This window comes from Geomonas sp. (assembly GCF_056994735.1).
In genome coordinates, this window is the sequence record NZ_JBXKJL010000390.1 from 1 (window position 1) to 2,841 (window position 2,841).

Below are 2,841 nucleotides of genomic sequence, written 5' to 3' on the forward strand. Positions count from 1 at the left end.
AGGACGCAGGCCAATGCCTGCGTCCTCGCCGTTCACCGAGCCCTAAGCCTGCCGAAGGGTCGAAGTGAACCAAGGGTGATCAATTAGCAAAAAGAGAGACCAGACTCGCACCCCAAGCACGGATCGCCTCCCAATTGCGGTAATCGCCCTCGGGGGTCTTTACCGCTTTGGCAAGCAGACGCTCGGCAAACGACACTTTCTTCGGATCAAACACGCCGGCGAAATCCGCGGAGGAAATGGGTGTGACGAGCACCTTTTGCGGGGAGGTATACTCCGCCACAACCGCGCGGTTCGCGGGGGTGTCAACGAAGAGGGTGCTGCCGACGGTAAAGTAAGCCACGGGCAGCTGCTTCAGGGTTATAGCGTTGTCCTTGATAAACGATGCCGCCGCCGGCAGCATGGCGCCGTCCAAAACCAGCACCTGCTCTTTGATCGCCTGCAAAAACGGCATCTTCATGATCATCCCCTTTTATACTATTTCTGCTCGAGACTGAAGTCGGGACGCAGCGGATCCTTCAATTCCAGATGGCCGAGGTTATCGACCGGAGCGCCCTCGATCAGGATCTGTACCGCCTTTACCTGCGGGAAATTGGTGGTGACCGTGTCGACTATGGAATAGACGGCGGCCATCTCCGCGGAACTCCCCGAGGGTATCCCCTCCTTCAGCTCGTGGCCGAAATCGATCTGCGCCACGTCCCCGTTCAGGTGCACGCCGAGAACCCGTGCACTCGACGGGAGCGTCGGGGCGAGGCTTCCCAGCGGGCCGCTGATCAGCTCGTCCACCACGGTCTCTATCCCGTCCTCGACCCCCTCCTCCATCTCGACCTCGCGCCCTTCGCGCGCAAGCCCCTTCCCGTCGGGGGAGGCGAAGAAGAGGGTGGTGACCACGCTCCCGGCGGGCGCGGCGGCCGGCGGCTGAACGGCGCGGGTGGCGGCGGTATTGTACTTCCTGAACACGAGTCCACCGAGGACCACGGCGAAGACCAAAAAGGCGAGCAGCAGAATTCCCTTGGCGTTGCTTCTACGCTTCTTCAAGGACGCCTCCTTCCTGAAGCTCCTGCTCCAGGTTCACCTGGTAGACATCGCCGAGCCGCCCCCCGAGGAAGCGGTTCCCGACCCTGATGAATCCGGCCGGGATGTCGGTGACATAGTAATGATGATTCCCCTTCTCCCCTTTGGGCCGCAGGAGGTCCCGCTCGGAAAGGATCCCCGCCACGGTAAGGGCCGTCTCCTCGGCCGAATCGACCAGGGTCACCCCGGGACCCATGACCTCGGCGATGACCTCCTTGAGGATGGGGTAGTGGGTGCAGCCCAGCACCAGGGTGTCGACCCCCTGCTCCTTCAGCTCGCCCAGGTACATCCGTGCGGTCAGCCTGGCCACCTCGTTGTCCACCCACCCCTCCTCGGCCAGCGGCACGAAAAGGGGACAGGCTCGGGTCACCACCTCGATCTCGGGGTTGATCCTCTTGATGGCCTTGGTATAGGCGCTGCTGGCGATGGTTGCCGCGGTGCCGATGACCCCGACCTTGCCGCTTCGGGTGACCCCTGCCGCAGCCCGGGCGCCAGGCTCGATGACCCCCACGATGGGGATGTCGAACTCCTTTTCCAGGGAGGGGAGGGCCACGGCGGAGGCTGTGTTGCAGGCGACCACCAGGAGCTTTATGTCGCGCCCCAGGAGGTAGCGGGCGATCTGGTGCGAGTAGCGGATCACCGTCTCCGGCGATTTGGTGCCGTAAGGGACCCGGGCGGTATCGCCTAGATAAATTGTGTCTTCCTGCGGCAGCGCCCGTACCACCTCTTTCAGTACCGTGAGGCCGCCGACGCCGGAGTCGAAAATCCCGATTGCTTTCCAGGCCAAAATGCTCTTCTCCATCTTCATGCTAGATCCAGCTCTCGTTGCCGACCGGGGTCGGGACCACCCGCTCCAGGGGGCCAACGGGGCCCGGTGACGCCAGCGGAAAGTGGCTATGTTATTAGATCGCACGGCGCATTGTCAAGGTTTCCGTCCGGCTGAAACAGCCCGTGCCAAGGCCTCAGCCGCGACCTCCCGAAACGCCCTGCCCCCACGGTACCGACCGTCTCATTCCGTATGCACGATTTTAAAACAAAGTTTAGCCTTTCCTCATCGCCTTACCGGGGGGGCCCGCGGATATTGTGCCGGTGCGTCAAATTGTTACACAAGTATACGACTATAACGGCATTGTGTAGTTGACAAAACGATCGACAAATGCTTTCATATAGCCCTTTCCCCTGCACAGCTAAATATTCGAAGTTTCGATACTTTTTATTGTTGGCTCTATGTTTACGCTCACCAAATATGTTTTATTACACCAACGAAGGATGACAAAGGAGAGGCGATGGAGGTAAGGAAATTCAGGAAGGTGATGGCGGCCAACCGCGGGGAGATCGCGATCAGGATCTTCCGGGCTTGCACCGAGCTGGGGATCAGCACGGTTGCCATCTATTCCGATGAGGACAAGCTGTCCCTGCACCGCTACAAGGCGGACGAAGCCTACCAGGTGGGCAAGGGGAAGAGCCCGATCGACGCCTATCTCGGCATCGACGAGATCATCGCGCTGGCCATAAAGCGCGAGGTCGACGCCATCCACCCGGGCTACGGCTTCCTGGCGGAGAATGCCGAGTTCGCCGAGAAGTGCGAGGCCAACGGCATCGCCTTCATCGGACCGACCGCGCAGATGCAGCGCGCCCTGGGGGACAAGGTCGCCGCCAGGAAGGTCGCCAAGGCCGCCGGCGTCGCCACCGTCCCGGGGACCGAGGAGCCGATCGAGCACGAAGAGGAAGCGCTGATCTTCGCCAAGAACTACGGCTATCCGATCATCA

4 protein-coding genes are annotated in these 2,841 nt (G+C 61.2%); 1 reads left to right on the top strand and 3 read right to left on the bottom strand.

Going from position 1 to position 2,841, the window contains the following annotated elements:
• Window positions 1-79: 79 nt before the first annotated feature.
• From AC11W3_RS16810 to murI, 3 genes are read right to left on the bottom strand one after another with little or no spacing between them, the layout of a single operon-like run.
• Window positions 80-457: a hypothetical protein gene (locus tag AC11W3_RS16810; RefSeq protein WP_484093393.1), complete on the bottom strand. Its 378-nt coding sequence runs from the start codon at window positions 455-457 to the stop codon at window positions 80-82.
• A 17-nt stretch (window positions 458-474) separates the two neighbouring features.
• A complete protein-coding gene (locus AC11W3_RS16815) occupies window positions 475-1,035 on the bottom strand; it encodes a GerMN domain-containing protein (RefSeq protein WP_484089574.1) in 561 nt (186 codons plus the stop codon).
• Entirely contained in the window at window positions 1,022-1,858 is an 837-nt protein-coding gene (gene murI, locus AC11W3_RS16820; RefSeq protein WP_484089584.1) for a glutamate racemase, read from the bottom strand. Before murI ends, AC11W3_RS16815 begins: the two co-directional genes overlap by 14 nt.
• Before the next feature lie 499 nt (window positions 1,859-2,357).
• Here murI and AC11W3_RS16825 point away from each other — a divergent pair.
• Window positions 2,358-2,841: biotin carboxylase N-terminal domain-containing protein (locus AC11W3_RS16825; RefSeq protein ID WP_484093394.1), on the top strand; the 484-nt coding region annotated here is incomplete at its 3' end.

Bases quoted from the DNA above. Each gene is read 5' to 3' on its own strand.
- AC11W3_RS16810 (WP_484093393.1), bottom strand. From the start codon at position 457: ATGAAGATGCCGTTTTTGCAGGCGATCAAAGAGCAGGTGCTGGTTTTG.